We start from the raw sequence: 14929 nt of genomic DNA, 5'->3' as shown, positions 1-14929 counted from the left end.
CCGGCACGCGAAACACGGCGTGGACGCCGGCCGCGGTGTCGGTGAGCCGCGCAGGCGTGTCAGACCAGGGTCGTGATGCAGAACGGGTGACCGGCCGGGTCCAGCAGCACGCGCCAGCGTTCGGGCTGCGGCTGGAAGCCGGGCTTGGTGGCGCCCAGGTCGAGCAGTCGTTTCTCGGCGATGTCCAGGTCGTCCACGCCCAGTTCGATGTGGGCCTGCTTCTCCTGGGCGGGGTCCGGCCAGGTGGGCGGGCGGTAGTCGGCCAGGCGGTTGAAGGCGAGGCCGGTCGCGCCCTCCCTGCCGAGCAGGATGAAGTCGTCGCTGGAGTAGTGGACCGACATGCCGAGCAACTCGCTGTAGAAGCGGGCCATTTCGGCGGGGTCGGCGCAGTCGAAGGTGACGGCGGCGTAGCGGAACGCGGGTTCGGAAGTGGTGTCCGTACTCATGCGGGCAACGCTAGGACATGACCCGGACAGTTCCGGTCCTGGTCGTGGCGTGGTGTGGAAAACTTCCCCGGGTGATCAGCTCCTCCGCCCGCCTGCTGCGGCTGCTGTCCCTGCTGTCCTCCCGGCCGTCATGGACCTGCGTCGAACTGGCCGAGCGGATGGAGGTCACGGACCGCACGGTCCGCCGGGACGTCGCCCGGCTGCGCGAGCTCGGCTACTCCGTCGACTCCGAGGCCGGTCCCTGGGGCGGCTACCGCCTCCGCGCCGGTTCCCAGGTGCCGCCGCTGATCCTCGACGACGAGGAGGCACTGGCCGTTGCGGCAGGCCTGCGGGAGGCGGCCCAGAGCGACGCCATGGGCGGTGACCAGGCCGCGCTCTCCGCTCTGCTGAAGCTGCGTCAGGTGCTGCCCCGGCGGATCGCGGAGCGGCTCGGTGACCTGGACGACGCGTTCGTCAGCCTTCCCACGGCCGACGGACCACGGATCAGAACGGGCCTGTTGCTGGAGTTGGCCGTCGCCTGCCGGCGGGGGGAGCGGGCACGGCTGTCCTACGTCGACGCGGAGGGGCGGGCGACGCTCCGTGACGTCGACCCGTACCGTCTCGTGTGCACCGGACGCCGCTGGTACTTCGTCGCCCGGGACGTGGCGCGCGGCGAGTGGCGGACGTTCCGGGCCGACCGGGTCGGCCGTGTGCAGCCCACCGGTCGTCCGGCGGACCTCACCGACCCGCCCGACGCGGCACGTCTGGTCTCCCGCAACATCGCGAACGGTCCCTACCCGCTCTCGGCGACCATCCGTCTCCCCCTCCCGATGGACGCCGCGCTACGGCTCATCCCTGCCACGATCGGCACCCACCGCCCCGACGGCCCCGACGCGACCCTGGTCGACCTGGGCGGCCCCGACCCGGACGGCCTCGCCCGCTACCTCCTCGGCCTCGGCACACCGCTCCGGGTCCTCGCACCGGACGCCGTACGCCAGGCCCTGCTGCACCGCACCCGCCAACTCCTCGAGGCCCAGGAGTGACGCGCCGTCGTTGCCTGAGGGAATCGCGGGGCGGGGCCGATATGGCCAGGACCTCGGACGTGGACGCGCGGTTGAGCGGGGCCGACGTCGTGGACGGCTGTCCGGCCGGCGCGTGGGGCGAGGAGGCCCTGCGGTGTTCTCCTCGTTCCGGATGCCCCTCGCCACCCGGCCCGGATGCGTGGGCCCAGGGCCGACGGGCCCGTGCCCCCGGCATCCGGGCCGGCCGGTGTCACGATCGCCGGTCGGGCAGAGCGGAGAGCGCGGCGGCGAGCCGCTCGGACACCTCGGGCGGGGTGGAGGCGTGCGGTGAGAGCCGGAGCGAGTCATCCCGGGCGGTCAGCGCGACGCCCTCGGCGTGCAGCGCCATCGCGACGTGCGACGGATCATGGCCCGGCATGGTGAAGGAGAGGATGCCCGCGCGCCTGGCGGGGTCGGCGGGGGACAGGACCCGTCCGCGGTGCCGGTGGATCACCTCGGTGAGTTCGGTGATCCGCGCGGCGATGGCCGCCTCGATCGCCGTCACGGTGTGCCGCTCGACGAGATCCAGCGCGGCGGCGAACGCGGCGGCCGTCACGGGACTGAGATTCGTGACGGACCACCGCTGCGCATACGGGGCGGGCGAGTGCTCCGCGCCGTCGAAGACCCCCGCGTCCCGCACGCCGGTCCAGCCGGTGAGGACCGGGTCCAGCATGTGCAGGGCCTGGTCGGACAGGGTCGCGAAGCCGGTGGCCCAGCCGGCGCGCAGCCACTTCTGGCCGCCCGCGACCACAACGTCGGCCACCTCCCAGGCCATCTCGGTCACGCCGAACGCCTGGATGGCGTCCACGATGAGCAGCCGGCCGGGCCCGATCGCCTCGCGAAGCGCCGCCAGGTCGGCACGGAAACCGGTGCGGAAGTCGACGGCGCTGACGGACACCGCGACCACGTCGTCGGTGAGGGCGGCGCGGACCAGGTCGGCGGTGACCCCTTCGCCGGGCTCCGGGGCCAGCCAGCGAGGCGTGGCCCGGCCCAGCTCGGCCGTGCGCCGCCACGGATAGTGATTCGCCGGGAAGTCGGTGCTCGGCACGAGGACCACGCCTTCCCGGACGCCGAGGGCGGCGTGGAACAGGCCGGTGGACGCGTTGGGCAGCAGCACGGTGTGCTCGGCGTCGCTCCCCGCCAGCCGGGCGGCGGTCTCGCGTGCCGTGTCCTCCGCGCGCATCAGGTCGTCCACGGTGGTGTGGCCCGCGTGCGCGGCCTCGTCCATGGCGCGTGCGGTGGCGGCCACGGCGTCACGGGAGGGCGGGCCGAACCGTGCGAAGTCGAGGTACCCGGCAGGGGTGTCGAAGTGGGCGGCGTAGGAGGTGAGCACGAGATCCTTCCACGGCGGGGCCGATGGGAGCGGGGCGGCGGGGGCCGGGGCGGGGCGGGGCGGCGCCGCGAACCGGCCGGTGACCTCGCGTCCTCCAGGGCCCGCGTGCGCGTCCCCGCTCGCTCGCACGGTACGCGTCGCGTGCCGCGCGAGCGGCCCCGGGGGGTACGTCCGCGGTGGCTCGGCCGCAGGGGCCGCGCCACGCCCGCCTACGGGTTGTTCGCGCGGGGCCCCGGCGGTGTGCGCAGGGCGAGCAGGGCGACGTCGTCGAGGCCTGGTGGGCGCACGCGCTGCAGGAGCTGATCGATGAAGGAGGTCAGCGACCGGTGGGCCAGGGCCGCGGCATGCTGGCGCAGCTCGTTCAGGCCCTCGTCGAGGGTGCGGCCGGGCGCTTCGATGAGGCCGTCGGTGTAGAGCAGGAGGGTGCTGTCCGGCGGCAGCGTGATCGTGGCGTCGGGCCGCCCGGCGCCGGTTCCGGTGCCGAGGAGGATGCCGTGCCCGTCGGTGAGGTACTCGGTCAGGCCGTCGTGGGTGATGAGCAGGGGCGGGGGGTGACCGGCGTTGGTCCAGGACAGCTCCCAGCGGCCGTCGCCGGTACGGCTCAGCCGGGCGAAGATGAGGGTGGCCATCGCGACGTCGGTGATGGGCATGATGGCCTCGTCGAGCCGGTCGACGATCCTGCTGGGCGGCTTCTGCTGGGACCAGGCGTATGCGCGGAGCATGTTGCGGAGCTGGGCCATGCCGGCGGCGGCCTCGAGATCGTGGCCCACGACGTCGCCGATGGCCAGTGCGGTGGCGCCGTCGGGGAGGGTGAAGGCGTCGTACCAGTCGCCGCCGACCTGCGAGGCGTCGGGGGCGGGCAGGTAGCGCACCGCCATCTGCAGGCCGGGCACACGCGGCATCTGGGGCAGCAGATGGTTCTGCATGGTTTCGGCGATCGCGCGCTGGCGCTGGTAGAGGCGCGCGTTGTCCAGGGCGAGGCCGGCGCGCCGGGCGATGTCCTCCAGCAGGGTGAGGTCGGCGGCGGTGAAGTCGTTCGGCTGCTCGGCGCGGCCCAGTGTCAGTGCGCCCAGGACGTCCCGGGTACTGCGGATGGGCGCGATGGCGGCGGAGCGGATGCCGGTGGAGTCGAACAGGCGGCGCTGTTCGACGGCGATGCCGGAGTCCGGGGCGACCTGGTAGGTCTCCGGGCCGGCGAGCGTGGAGGCGACGCCGCGCAGGGCCCTGGACAGGGGCATGAGGGACGCCTCCGGTACCGGCGGCATCGGTCCCTGGAGCTCCTCGTGAGGGATCAGGGTGCCGCCGTCCGCCTGGATCACGGCGGCACGCCACACCTCGTCGCGTTCGGTGATCAGGTCGATGACGGCCCAGTCCGCCAGCCGGGGCAGGACCAGGCCCACCAGCCGGCGCAGCGCCTCGTCGACGTCGAGGGTGGCGGTCAGCTGGGTGGTGGTCTCGGCGAGGAGAGCCAGTCGCTCCAGGTCGGTGAGCGTTTCCGCTGCCACGTCGGGGTGCGGACCGGCCGGGTGCGGTCCGTCGAGGACGTGGAAGATCACGAGGGTGCCGTTCGCGTCGTCCCCGATGTCGTACGGGGTGATCATCCAGGAGATGGGCAGCAGGGTGCCGTCGGCGTGGGCGAAGTAGTCGCTGAGGCCGTGTGCCGGGTGCCCGGAGTGGAAGGCCTGGCGCATGCTGCACTGTGTGGCGGGCAGCCGCTGTCCCTGTGACCCGCGGTGCAGCAGGTCATGGGCGTCCTGGCCGATCAGATCCTCGGCGGCCCGGCCCAGCACATGCCCGGCACGGGTGTTGGCGGCGACGATACGGCCCTGTTCGTCGACGGCGTAGGCGCCGGCGCCGATGGCCTCCAGCGCGCGGGTCAGCCGGGAGGAAGACGCCGTCCGGTACCGCTCATGGCGGGTTTCCGTACGCTCCGGCCGCCCCATGTCCTCGCCTCCACTCATCGGATTGCGAGCCTCCGTGCTGTTCGTGGACGCACGTGCGAGGCCCTCGCCTGTCTCTTGTACCCCGTGTGCCCCGCTGATGATGAGAAACCGGCCGGATATCGCGGTTCCGGCGCACGGCACCCGGTAGCTGTGTGCGGCGGACCAGCACACGGCATGGTTCGGCCTGGTCCGGTCAGGGGCTTTCGCGGAGCTGGAGGAAGCCGGCGACGGAGAAGCACAGGGCGCCGGTGAGCGTGCCCCAGTTGGCGACGTCGGCGTTGACGAGGCTGCCGGTGGCGGGGCGGGTGAAGGCGGTGAGGGCGGAGACCATGAACAGGATCGAGCCGAGCTGGTTCACGGCGACGATCCACCAGCCGAGACTTCGCGGGTGGGCGCAGGGGCGGCCGCGGTGGCAGATCTCGGTGAAGCCCAGGTGCCCGGAGACCAGGAAGAGCACGCAGCCGACCACGTCGGGTACCCAGATCAACCGGTTGACCTGCTGAACGCTCAGGCCCCGCAGGAAGGAGTCGATCAGGTTGAGGGCGAACACGAGCGTGCCGGCGAAGAGGACGAACACGCTCAGCCAGTCCACCCGCATGGGCTCGTAGCTCCACCACCGCCAGCGGCGGGTGATCAGCCGGCCCTCGGAGTGGACCGGGGCGTTGATCACCTGGAGCAGCGACACATAGCCGCCGGTGTTGAAGAACAGACCACCGGCGAAGTAGACCGAGGCGCTCTCGAGGGCGTCACCGGAGCCGAACTGGGCGATGGCCGCGCCCACCGCGAAGAGGGCTCCTCCGATGACGAAGGCGGTCGCCGCGACGGCGTTGAGCCTGCGCAGCCGGCCGACGGACACGGCGTCCGCGGTGGCTCGACGGCTCCGCGCGGCACCGGGCGGCCGGACTTTGACGGTTCCGCGCCGCCGTGCGGTCCGCGACTCCCACACCACGACCTCGCCGCCGGGACGGTGCCACGTCTGCCTGGTGACGAACGGTCCCGCACCCTCGGCACGCTGCTCCGGCTGCCCCACGCGTCGAGGTTAGACGGCAGCCACCTCCGGGCGGCGGGCGAAACGCCGTACCGCCGAACCGGCAGGTGAGGGCCCTGGGGGTGATGGGCCATCAGGAGACCGGCGGCGCGTCACGGAGCCACGGCGAGGTCGTTGGGGCTGAAGGCGCGACGATAGGCGGCGGGGGAGACCCCGAACGTGGTGCGCATGTGCGCGCGCAGGGAGTTCGCGGAGCCGAAGCCGGCCCGGTGCGCGACCAGATCGATGGACAGGTCGGTGGTCTCCAGCAACTGCTTCGCCAGTTCCAGGCGTTGCGCGGTGAGCCACTGCACCGGGGTCATGCCGACCTCGTCGCGGAACCGCCGGGTGAAGGTGCGCAGGCTCATCCGGGCGTGTGCGGCGAGCTGGAGGAGGGACAGCGGCTCGCCGAGGTGCTCAAGCGCCCAGGCGCGGGTGGCGGTGGTGCTGGCGACGGTGGGTTCGGGGACCGGGCGGTCGATGTACTGGGCCTGTCCGCCGTCCCGCCACGGCGGCACGACGCACATGCGGGCGGCCCGGTTGGCCAGGGCCGCGCCGTGGTCGCGACGGATCATGTGCAGGCACAGGTCGACGCCGGCGGCCACGCCCGCCGAGGTCAGCACGTCACCGTCGTCGACGAACAGCACTTCCTCGTCCACCTTGACCTTCGGGTAGGCGCGGCGGAACTCCGGCGCGAGGTTCCAGTGGGTGGTGGCCGGCCGGCCGTCGAGCAGTCCTGCGGCGGCCAGTACGTAGGAGCCGGTGCAGATCGACACCAGGCGGGTGCCTGGCCGGATGCCGGCGATGGCCGCCATCACTTCGGGGGGCAGCGGGCCGCCGCGGCCCAGCTCGGGCATGGCGTGCGTGGGCGGGACGATCACGGTGTCCGCGGCGGCCAGGGCCTCCGGTCCGGCCGCGGGCTGCACGGTGAACCCCGCGTCACTGAGCACCGGCGCACCGTCGGCCGTGCAGACGGTGACGTCGTAGAGCGGGCGGCCCTCGGCGTCCTCCACGCTGCCGAACACACGGGAGGGGATGCCCAGTTCGAAGGGCGGGACGCCCGGCAGGGCGAGCACGGCGATGCGGTGCCGGCGGGGCGGCGCATCCGCCGCCCGGTCCGGTGCGGCCGTCGTCCGGCCCGGTGTGGCCGTCGTCCGGTCCGGTGCGGCCGTCGTCCGTGGTGCTCGCATTTCACCCATGGCCAGATCCTGTCACATAGTGGCCGGACGGCCAACACCGCGACGTGCCCCTCTCCTGGATCGTGGACTGCGTCGCGCCGGGGAGGTCCCGGTGACGTGCGGATTCGAGACGGAAGACGAGGCAGGCAGCATGCGTGCGGTGGTCGTGGAGCAGTGGGGCGGACCCGAGAACCTGGTCCAGCGTGAGGTCGAGCGCCCCGAGCCGGGTCTGAACGAGATCCTGGTGCGGGTGCACGCGGCCGGGGTGAACCCGGTGGACTGGAAGACCCGCGCCGGTGGAGCCCTCATCGACTGGGGCACCGTTCCCGCCGTCGGCTGGGACGTGTCCGGCACCGTCGAGGCCGTCGGACCGGGGGTGGGGACGTGGCGTCCCGGGGACGAGGTCTTCGGCATGCCGCTCTTCCCGCGCCAGGCGGGGGCCTATGCCGACTACGTGGTGGCACCGGCCCGGCACTTCGCCCCCAAGCCGGCCAACATCACGCACGTGGAGGCGGCCGCCCTGCCGCTCGCCGCGCTGACCGCCTGGCAGGCCTTGGTGGACACGGCGAACGTGCGCCCGGGCGAGCGGGTACTGGTGCACGCGGCGGGCGGCGGCGTCGGCCACTTCGCGGTGCAGATCGCCAAGGCCCGCGGCGCTCATGTCATCGGCACCGCGGGTGCCGCCAAGCACGACCTGGTCCGGGGGCTGGGCGCGGACGAGATGATCGACTACCGCACGGTGCGGTTCGAGGACGTGGTGGGCGACGTCGACGTGGTGCTCGACGGACTGGGCGGCGAGACCGCCGAGCGTTCGGTGAAGGTGCTCCGGCCCGGCGGCCGGCTGATCACCCTGCCCGGCCCCGACGACGTACCCGCGACCCAGGACGGGGTCCGGGCGACGTGGATGCTGGTCGAGCCCGACCACCTGGGCCTGCGCGAGATCGCCGCCCTGGTGGAGCGGGGCGCTCTGAAGCCTGTGGTGGACACGGTCCTGCCGCTGGCGGACGCCGCGAAGGCGCACGAGATCGGCGAACTGGGCCGGACCACGGGCAAGATCGTCCTGACGGTCGTCTGATCCCCGGCCGCCCACCTGCCGGGCCGGCCGAGGTGGTGTTCCCTGCGGCGGAGAGGGCAGGATTCGAACCTGCGTGGACCCCCGCAGGGGCCCGACCATGAGCGTGCTCGCGGTCCCCGATCAACCACTCCGGGCACCTCTCCTCGTTCCCGGCCCGGTGTTCTCCCGGCCCGTTCACGAGAACAAGACTGGCAGGACCCGCTGACGGGCCGCTGATCCGCCCCTGACGCGGGCGCGGCGGCGGGCGCGGTCCGCGGGCACGTCTCACTCGACCGTGTACAGATGTCGCCCCGCCCCGTACCCCGTACCCGAGCTCCGCCCGCCGTCGGGGTCTGACCCGGCCATCCCCTGTGAAGGGTCTCGACTGCCGGGCTCACCGCCAGGGGAGGGATCAGATGAGGATCGTCGTCACGGGCGGCGCGCCGCGGCACTGGCTCTGGAACCCGACCCCGACTTCGCCTCCTTCGTACGCGACCATCTCACCGGCCACAGCGGCACCTCCTGACCGGCACACGGGTACGTGGCAGTGACCGCCCGCGGCGCGAATCCGAAACTCGGTGGCGGACCAGGGCCGTCGGTCAGCACCATGCAGCTTATGAGTGATCAACCCGCGCGATGGACCCAGGCGACCGTCTACCCCGACATGTGGGCCGACCCGGACGACGACCCCCGGGACAACGGCAACAGTCCGGACGGCGAACTCGCCACACTGCAGGACTTCTTGGCGAACTACCGCATGACCCTGCTGATGAAGTGCGAGGGCCTGAACGCGGAACAACTGGCCCGCAGGTCGGTTTCGCCGTCGACGATGTCGCTGCTCGGCCTGCTCCGCCACCTCGCCGAGGTGGAACGGGACTGGCGCAACTGGCTCGGCGACGACGAGCCGCTGCCGAAGCTGTACGGGGCGAGGGACGCGGACTTCCTCGGAGCCGTCGCCGAGCAGGCCGTGGTCGACGCGGCCCGCGCCGACCTGGAACGCGAGCAGGCCGCGACCGACACGGCACTAGCCGAGTACGCGGATCTGGGCGAGCGCGTCGGCAAGGACGGGATCGCCATCCGGGAACTGATGGTGCACAGGATCGACGAGTACGCCCGCCACTGCGGACACGCCGACCTGCTGCGCGAGTGCGTCGACGGACGAGTCGGCCAGTGATCCGGTGATCCGGTGACGACGAACCGTGCGTCGTCAGAGCATCCGGGTACGCTCCGCCGCGCCCGCGCACGCCGGGCCGCACGTGGGGGAGGGTGATGGGAGCTTCCACATGCATCTGCGCGCCGTCCCGGAGCGCTCTGGTACTGAGCCGCCGCCCTTCCGCCTTCCGGACCCAGGACCTTGTCCGACGCGAGGGCGGCTTCGGCGTGGCCTGAAAAGGCGGGTTCGGGGCGCCGTTCCGTCCGAAAACAGGTGATGCGGCCCATAGGAGCCATGTCACGTCCTATGCGGGATCGTAGAAGCGGTCCGTGACGAGTGACGGCTTTGTGCGGCGGGAAGTCCGATATGCCACATGTCTACGCTCTGGGGTAGTAGGTCACACCCTTGCATGGTTTCGGCGGGCCGCTAAACATGTTGGTCGTTGCCCCGCGAGCCGCAGGGCGACCGGGCGATCACCACCGGGCATGCCCCGCTGCGCAGCAGTACGGGCCCCTGGTTCCGAAGCCCGCACCGTGACCGGCACCCGGCCGGCGCCTAGTAGACGTCCCCAGGAGTCCCTTTCACATGACCGCGATCACCGCCAACCGCCGCCTTGCCCGCCTGCGCACTCTCGCTCTGACCGGCATCGCCACGACCGGCGCCGCGACCGTGGCCCTCACGCTGATGCCCGCCTCCGCGCAGGCCGCCGAGGCGCCGAAGACGGCCCACAGCGCCTCGGCTCCCTCGCGCGACAGCCACACGGACCCCAAGGGCTCGACCGGCAGCGCCGGGAACCTCGACGGCTGGATCAAGCAGTCGCTGGCCATCATGAAGGACAAGGGCATCCCGGGCAGCTACGAGGGCCTGCACCGCAACATCATGCGTGAGTCCAGCGGTAACCCCAACGCGCAGAACAACTGGGACGTCAACGCCCAGAACGGGATCCCGTCCAAGGGCCTGCTCCAGGTCATCGACCCCACGTTCAAGGCCTACCACGTCGAGGGCACCTCCAACAGCATCACCGACCCGGTCGCGAACATCACCGCGGCCGCCAACTACGCCGCGGACCGCTACGGTTCCATCGACAACGTCAACTCCGCGTACTGAGCATCGCTGATAAACCCAGCCGCCCAGTGACCGGCGTGAAGACGTTGACCGCCCGGCGGTGCCGCCGAGTCCCCCGACCGGACACGGCCCCCCGCCGGACGCCGGGCCGAATACCGGCGTGGCGCCAGGTGGTCCACCTACACTGACGGGCATGGCATGCCGCATCAGTGAGCTGGTCCTCGACGCCGCGGATCCCGAGCGGCTCGCCGCGTTCTGGAGCGAGGTCCTCGGCTACGTCGAACTCGGCCGGGAAGACGACGGAAGCATCGAGATCGGGCCGCCCGACGCCGGCTTCGGAGGCCCGCAGCCCACCCTCGTCCTCAGCCCCAGCGACGACCCACGGACCGGGAAGCTGCCGCTGCACATCGACGTGAGCGCGACCGACCGTGACCAGGACGCCGAGCTGGAGCGCTTGCTCGCTCTGGGCGCCAAGCCCGCCGACGTCGGCCAGACCGGCACCGAGAGCTGGCACGTCCTGGCCGACCCGGAAGGCAACGAGTTCTGCCTCCTGCGCACCCGGATCCAGCCCCTCTGACTCCGTGAGTCCCGGCACCGCGCCGTGTGCACCGCGCTCCCGTCGAAGGCTCGGGTCATGCCTCGGGTGACCTCCCACATCAACGCCTACGTCGCCAGGTGCACCTTCGGCGACTCCCGGCGCCTGCTTGTACCGCCCTGGATCGTCGGGGTGCGGTTCAGGGGGCGGTGAACAGCCTGGGGAAGCGAGGTCCGAGCCAGGGCCGGCGGCCCCAGGCGAGAACCTGTCCGCGGGCGATCGCCCGCCACGGATTGACCCGGCCGAGTGCGATGAGCAGGAAGGCGACGGGGTCGAGCAGGATGGTGCAGTCCACCTCTTGCGACGATGCGCCCGGCGTCACCTGCACGGCACCATCCGCCAGCGACACGCAGAACGACTCACCCCCACGCAACCGGATCCGGTAACGGGCCTCGAGCCCGGCCGTGGCATCGGGGGCGGCGACCCGCGGCATGACCGAGAGCATGAACGGCATGCACAGGCTGACCCGTGCCGGGTCGACCATGTGCGGACGCTTCAGGGCGCGAGCCAGGTCATACCCGTGGCCGAGCATGTGCGTGAGCAGGTAGGACGCGAGAACGGACCGGCTCATCAGGCCGAGGGGCGTGGCCGGCGCCTGGTCATCGGCCGCGGAGCGCGACAGTGCGTCCAGGAACCTCTCGCACTGCTCCGTGATCATCGTCGCGAGCGGCTCCGCCCGGCGCTCCGTGAAGACGGTGAGGGACTCCGCGTTGGCGGCGGCGAGGCTCTGCGCTGTTCCGTTGCCGTAGGGGCGCTCCCTCCCGGCCGCCAGATCTGCCATCAGTTCGTTCGCCACGGCCAGGTGCGCGGCGGCCTCACCGACGGTCCACTCCGACCCCGGCACGGCGAGCGCCGTGTCGCCCGCGCTCCGCACCAGCGCGGCTATCTCCTCGGCGGTGCCCCGGATCGCCTGTCCCAGGCCCTCGGGCAGGGTCCACGACCCGTCCTGCCGTTCCGTACTGTGCACGTGTCTCGCTCCACTCGACATCCGCCGACATGCCGGCGGAGCTGGTACCCAACCAGACCCGACGGCGCCCGACAAGCCCTCCCGCGCCCCCGCTTCGGCCCTGCTCAGCGGCGGCCCGGCCGCCGACGGGGGCGACCGCATATCGGTTTGCGCCGGCCGCCCCGGGCGGATAAGAAGCTTGCATGCTCAGGGGTAACAAGGTCGGGCTCAGGGCCCGGCACGAGGACGACATTCCGGTCCTGCGGGCCGAGCTCTACGACGACGTGGTGAACGCCTCCCGGGCCGAAGGCGGGCCGTGGCGGCCGATCAAGCCCGACTCGAAGGACCCGCGGCTCGTGGTGGACGAGACGCAGCAGGCAAGCGTGCAGTTCTCCGTGGTGGAGCTGGAGGGCGGCACACTGGTCGGCACCGCGACGCTGTGGGGGATCGACAACCACAACCGGTCCGCGCACATCGGGCTGGGACTGCTGCCGTCCTGCCGCGGCAAGGGCTACGGCACCGACGTGGTCGCGGTGCTGTCCCACTACGGCATCATCGTGCGAGGCCTGCAGCGGCTGCAGATCGAGACGCTGTCGGACAACACCGCGATGCTGCGCTCCGCCGAGCGCAACGGCTTCGTCCGCGAGGGCGTGCTGCGCTCCTCGGCCTGGGTGATGGGCGAGTTCCTGGACCAGGTGCTGCTCGGACTCCTCGCCCAGGACTGGAAGCCGGATGCCAAGGACCGGGCGACGGTCTGACGATCAGGGGTGCGGGGGCGCGGGCGGTGATCGACGCCCGCACCGGCTCACCGGGGTGGCCCGGACCGGGACCGGGCCGGGCCGACCGGCTCCGGCCCGGCCCCGAACGTCAGGAGCGGTCAGCTGTCATCGCGCAGGAACGAGTACATGAACATGTCCCGGCGTTCGTTCCCCACCGGCTGCCAGCTCCTCAGCAGCCCCTCGCGCCTGAACCCGGCCCGCTCAGCCGTCTTCGTCGATGCCAGTCTTCAGCGATTCCATGACCGTATCCTGCCGATCCTCCTGCCGGCCGGCATCAGAGCATCAGCAGAAGCCGCGTGTTCGGTACGAGCTTGCGGTTGACGCTGGTGCTCTGTACGAAGATCGTGTAGTCGTCGTTGTGGTCCGGCCTGACGCGGATCTCCACGTCCGGCAGGCCGAGCAGGGCTCGGGCCTCGGGCCCGGTGTACACCCGGTCCGTCTTCTTCTCCAGCACCGCGATCTGCTTCTGTGCCTGGATCTTCTCCGACTTGCTCAGCTGGTAGAAGGCGCCACCGGTGCGGTAGTCGTGCCCGCACTCGATGACCCACTCCCGGATGCCCGCGTGGCGGGCCACCGGGATCAGCTGGTACTCCGACGGCTTCACCGGGGTCAGTCCGGCCGCCTTGATGGTCTTCTTGTTGACCGCCTGGGCGCCCGTGGAGAACACCGCCCGCGATCCCCGGATGCCCTGGGAGCGGCCCACCATGAAGTTCTCGGTGGCCTGCCTGATGACCTGCCCTGCCTCCTCGAGGCCCTGAGTGCTCGTGGCGTCCCAGATGGCTATGTTGTCCTTCGGGAAGCCGCACTGCATGGCCTCGCGCTTGCCCATCTGGTCCGGGACGAGGACGGCCAGCGTCCAGTTGTCCTGCTGCGTCCGCATCATCTCCGCCACGGCCTGGACCAGTTCACGCGGGTCCCTGGAGGAGGCGTCAGGGGACCGATGGCTCGCGTTCTCCTGCCCGTCGGTGAGAACGAACGTCAGGAAGCTGTGGTCGCCGTACAGTTGCGCCGTCTGCGCCAGTTCCCGCTGTGACTTCAGTGCGGCCGCCAGCAGAGCCGTCATCCCGCCCACCCGGTAGAGCTGCTTGAGCGACGGCATCCGGAGCACGTCCTTGTCGTAGATGACGCACTCCACCTTGTCCGCGAAGACGTACACCGTGACGCGCGTTTCCTGGTCCAGCTCCCGGGACCGGCGGGCGAGGTACTCGATCTGCTGGTCGGCGACTTCGACGACCTTGCGGCTCAGGTGCGACATGGACGAACTGGCATCCAGGACAAGGGCAACGTGGTTGATGTAGTTCTGGTTTCCGGACATGGCAGCTCCCCCTCTTTCCGACGTGATGCTCCTACCGTCTCACCCACCACTGACAATCGGACTTGACTCTCAGATCGGGCGTACCGACCCGTGTGACCAGGGGAGTGGTCGGGACGCGGCGCACGTCCGCACCGTCGTGTCGTCGTCGTGGGCGGGCCTCGGGAAGCGTCGCGCCGCCGTGCCGTCATCGGGCCCGTGCTGCGCCGATGCCGATTCGTGCCCTCTCAGCTCTTCCCCGGCCTTCGTCCGGTGGGGAGGGAGCAGGCCGGCGTGCTGCCGGGCAGCCGGTAGCGGTTGTGGGCGACGGCGCGGTAGACGCCCTGGGCGATCCAGCGTGCCGGCGCCAGTTGCAGCACGGCCCCCATGACGGCCCAGCCGCCGCGTGCGCTCGACAGCAGTTTGGCGACCGCTTGAGCGCCGCCGTACACCGCTCCGTCAGGGGTGACCCACAGGGCCTCGTGCTCGGCCCGCTCCCGGGCCACGCCCAGCGCCTCCAGGTCGGTCCACTGGCGGGCCGTGATGTCGCAGCGTGGCCCGATCCATCTCTGTGCGAGGGTCACGGAGGCCGTGCAGAAGCCGCAGTCACCGTCGTAGACCAGCACAGGTCGCGTTCGCATGACCTCCATCATGCGCGCTTCCGTGGCCGTCCGAGCGATGAGCAGGTCAGGCGGCCAGCGACTGGGTCGTCTTCCGGTTCGCGCAGCGGTCCGCTCGCAGCTGTTCCAGGAGAGCGTCGGCGGCGGTGAGGGCCTCGTCCACGGACTGGGTGCCGGTGATGGCGCAGAGCGTGCTGGAAGTGTCCTCCAGTTCTCGGCTCGAGTGGCCGGTGGGCTGCAGGTCATGGCGGAAGCGCGCCTCGGCGAAGCGAGCCAGCACCGCACGCAGTTCCTTCTCCGCAGGCAACAACACGGCGACAACCTCTCTCGAAAAACGGGCCGGGGACCCGTCTGCCCCCGAAGGATCACCGTATGCACTACTGCCGGCACGCCCTGTCGACGACACCCTCCCCGGACCGACCTGGCGCGGCAGTCCCGTGCCGTGAGCTGCCCAGTGCC

Annotated in this window: 15 protein-coding genes and 1 pseudogene; 6 read left to right on the top strand and 10 right to left on the bottom strand. The window is 71.6% G+C overall.

Features of this window, described 5'->3' with window-relative positions:
- Window positions 1-59: 59 nt before the first annotated feature.
- A complete protein-coding gene (locus tag ACZ6B1_RS27770; protein WP_468782753.1) occupies window positions 60-446 on the bottom strand; it encodes a VOC family protein in 387 nt (128 codons plus the stop codon).
- A 71-nt stretch (window positions 447-517) separates the two neighbouring features.
- Here ACZ6B1_RS27770 and ACZ6B1_RS27765 point away from each other — a divergent pair, with 71 nt between their 5' ends.
- Complete coding sequence (locus tag ACZ6B1_RS27765) at window positions 518-1468, top strand: helix-turn-helix transcriptional regulator (protein ID WP_468782751.1); 951 nt, start codon at window positions 518-520, stop codon at window positions 1466-1468.
- 229 nt (window positions 1469-1697) lie between these two features.
- Here the strand turns inward: ACZ6B1_RS27765 and ACZ6B1_RS27760 are convergent, their stop codons facing one another.
- The 4 genes from ACZ6B1_RS27760 to ACZ6B1_RS27745 all read right to left on the bottom strand — a co-directional run bounded on the left by ACZ6B1_RS27760 (window position 1698) and on the right by ACZ6B1_RS27745 (window position 6988).
- The gene (locus ACZ6B1_RS27760; RefSeq protein ID WP_468782749.1) at window positions 1698-2819 is read right to left on the bottom strand and encodes an aminotransferase class V-fold PLP-dependent enzyme; all 1122 of its coding nucleotides are present in this window, start codon (window positions 2817-2819) and stop codon (window positions 1698-1700) included.
- A gap of 209 nt (window positions 2820-3028) precedes the next feature.
- Complete coding sequence (locus tag ACZ6B1_RS27755) at window positions 3029-4762, bottom strand: PP2C family protein-serine/threonine phosphatase (RefSeq protein WP_468783101.1); 1734 nt, start codon at window positions 4760-4762, stop codon at window positions 3029-3031.
- A gap of 193 nt (window positions 4763-4955) precedes the next feature.
- Window positions 4956-5792, bottom strand: a complete 837-nt coding sequence (locus ACZ6B1_RS27750) for a hypothetical protein (RefSeq protein ID WP_468782747.1) — start codon at window positions 5790-5792, stop codon at window positions 4956-4958.
- A 110-nt stretch (window positions 5793-5902) separates the two neighbouring features.
- On the bottom strand, window positions 5903-6988 hold the full coding sequence (locus tag ACZ6B1_RS27745) for a GlxA family transcriptional regulator (protein ID WP_468782745.1): 1086 nt from the start codon (window positions 6986-6988) through the stop codon (window positions 5903-5905).
- 130 nt (window positions 6989-7118) lie between these two features.
- Between ACZ6B1_RS27745 and ACZ6B1_RS27740 the strand changes: the two genes are divergently transcribed.
- A complete protein-coding gene (locus ACZ6B1_RS27740; RefSeq protein WP_468783100.1) occupies window positions 7119-8042 on the top strand; it encodes an NADP-dependent oxidoreductase in 924 nt (307 codons plus the stop codon).
- A 48-nt stretch (window positions 8043-8090) separates the two neighbouring features.
- Here ACZ6B1_RS27740 and ACZ6B1_RS27735 read toward each other — a convergent pair.
- Window positions 8091-8185: pseudogene (locus ACZ6B1_RS27735) on the bottom strand.
- A 443-nt stretch (window positions 8186-8628) separates the two neighbouring features.
- On the opposite strand from ACZ6B1_RS27735, the gene ACZ6B1_RS27730 reads away from it, so the two are divergent.
- The 3 genes from ACZ6B1_RS27730 (at window position 8629) to ACZ6B1_RS27720 (ending at window position 10816) form a co-directional block, all read left to right on the top strand.
- Window positions 8629-9195: a DinB family protein gene (locus tag ACZ6B1_RS27730; protein WP_468782743.1), complete on the top strand. Its 567-nt coding sequence runs from the start codon at window positions 8629-8631 to the stop codon at window positions 9193-9195.
- A gap of 564 nt (window positions 9196-9759) precedes the next feature.
- On the top strand, window positions 9760-10281 hold the full coding sequence (locus tag ACZ6B1_RS27725) for a transglycosylase SLT domain-containing protein (RefSeq protein WP_468782741.1): 522 nt from the start codon (window positions 9760-9762) through the stop codon (window positions 10279-10281).
- 151 nt (window positions 10282-10432) lie between these two features.
- Window positions 10433-10816, top strand: a complete 384-nt coding sequence (locus ACZ6B1_RS27720) for a VOC family protein (RefSeq protein ID WP_468782739.1) — start codon at window positions 10433-10435, stop codon at window positions 10814-10816.
- A 157-nt stretch (window positions 10817-10973) separates the two neighbouring features.
- Here ACZ6B1_RS27720 and ACZ6B1_RS27715 read toward each other — a convergent pair whose 3' ends face one another.
- Complete coding sequence (locus ACZ6B1_RS27715; RefSeq protein WP_468782737.1) at window positions 10974-11801, bottom strand: maleylpyruvate isomerase family mycothiol-dependent enzyme; 828 nt, start codon at window positions 11799-11801, stop codon at window positions 10974-10976.
- A 182-nt stretch (window positions 11802-11983) separates the two neighbouring features.
- On the opposite strand from ACZ6B1_RS27715, the gene ACZ6B1_RS27710 reads away from it, so the two are divergent.
- Entirely contained in the window at window positions 11984-12538 is a 555-nt protein-coding gene (locus ACZ6B1_RS27710; protein WP_468782735.1) for a GNAT family N-acetyltransferase, read from the top strand.
- A gap of 295 nt (window positions 12539-12833) precedes the next feature.
- Here ACZ6B1_RS27710 and ACZ6B1_RS27705 read toward each other — a convergent pair whose 3' ends face one another.
- The 3 genes from ACZ6B1_RS27705 to ACZ6B1_RS27695 all read right to left on the bottom strand — a co-directional run bounded on the left by ACZ6B1_RS27705 (window position 12834) and on the right by ACZ6B1_RS27695 (window position 14783).
- Window positions 12834-13874 carry a vWA domain-containing protein gene (locus ACZ6B1_RS27705; RefSeq protein WP_468782733.1) on the bottom strand — a complete coding sequence of 347 codons (1041 nt, stop codon included), beginning with the start codon at window positions 13872-13874 and terminating at the stop codon, window positions 12834-12836.
- A gap of 224 nt (window positions 13875-14098) precedes the next feature.
- Window positions 14099-14491: a thiol-disulfide oxidoreductase DCC family protein gene (locus tag ACZ6B1_RS27700; protein WP_468782731.1), complete on the bottom strand. Its 393-nt coding sequence runs from the start codon at window positions 14489-14491 to the stop codon at window positions 14099-14101.
- Between the two features lie 46 nt (window positions 14492-14537).
- Complete coding sequence (locus ACZ6B1_RS27695) at window positions 14538-14783, bottom strand: DUF5133 domain-containing protein (protein WP_468782729.1); 246 nt, start codon at window positions 14781-14783, stop codon at window positions 14538-14540.
- Window positions 14784-14929 lie beyond the last annotated feature (146 nt).

This window comes from Streptomyces sp. NPDC041129, from assembly GCF_055592265.1.
Note: the sequence above shows the minus strand (reverse complement) of the source record. Positions and strands in the feature narration are given on the sequence as shown.